The sequence below is a fragment of the Ensifer sp. ENS10 genome (assembly GCF_014852025.1).
Taxonomy (GTDB): Bacteria; Pseudomonadota; Alphaproteobacteria; order Rhizobiales; family Rhizobiaceae; genus Ensifer.
Window position 1 is genome coordinate 1 of sequence record NZ_JACVAS010000039.1, and the last position, 567, is coordinate 567.

The following is a 567-nucleotide window of genomic DNA, read 5'->3' on the forward strand; positions in this document are numbered from 1 at the left end:
CTTATATCCACTACGGGCAGACGCAGGAGGCTGTCCGTAATCGGATGCGTTGGTGGCACGTCTTTCTCAATCTTATCAATATGAAAGCAGAAACGGGCTGTTCGTTGGACGACCTGGCGAACGAGCTATACCCGAGCGAATCGTACCCCGAGCCAGCAGAAATGACTGTCGAAACCTGGGCGGAACGGTCGGCGCTCCGCTACGATATCATTCGCCCGCTGTGCTGGCTGGGATTGCTGCACGAAGAGCGCGAGGGACTGACCATTTGGCAGCGCGGAACTTACCACAAGACACCCTTGTGGCCTGCGTGTTTAAAGCTGGAATCGGACATGCAGTCCGAGTTTATTCTCCATTGAACTGTGCCGGGTAGGGTTGCCCTTGCTCCACCGCACTTCGCTGGGAAAGCGCCTGTCGCCGCCGAGCAATGACCGCTGGATCGGTCATGAAATCCGTCCGCTTGCCCGGCTTGCGGCCACGCGGTTTGTAGCCATTCTTCTCGCTGTTCGTCTTCACCGCCGGCTGCGTCTGCTGCTCCTGGCGTTCCTTGATATAGGCCAGGACATCACC

Annotated in this window: 2 pseudogenes; one reads left to right on the plus strand and one right to left on the minus strand. The window is 57.8% G+C overall.

Annotated elements, in window-relative coordinates:
- Positions 1-356, plus strand: a pseudogene (locus tag IB265_RS36270) (hypothetical protein); the annotation flags it as partial.
- On the opposite strand, the pseudogene IB265_RS36275 reads toward IB265_RS36270, so the two are convergent.
- Positions 343-567, minus strand: a pseudogene (locus tag IB265_RS36275) (ISNCY family transposase); the annotation flags it as partial. The pseudogenes IB265_RS36270 and IB265_RS36275 overlap by 14 nt on opposite strands.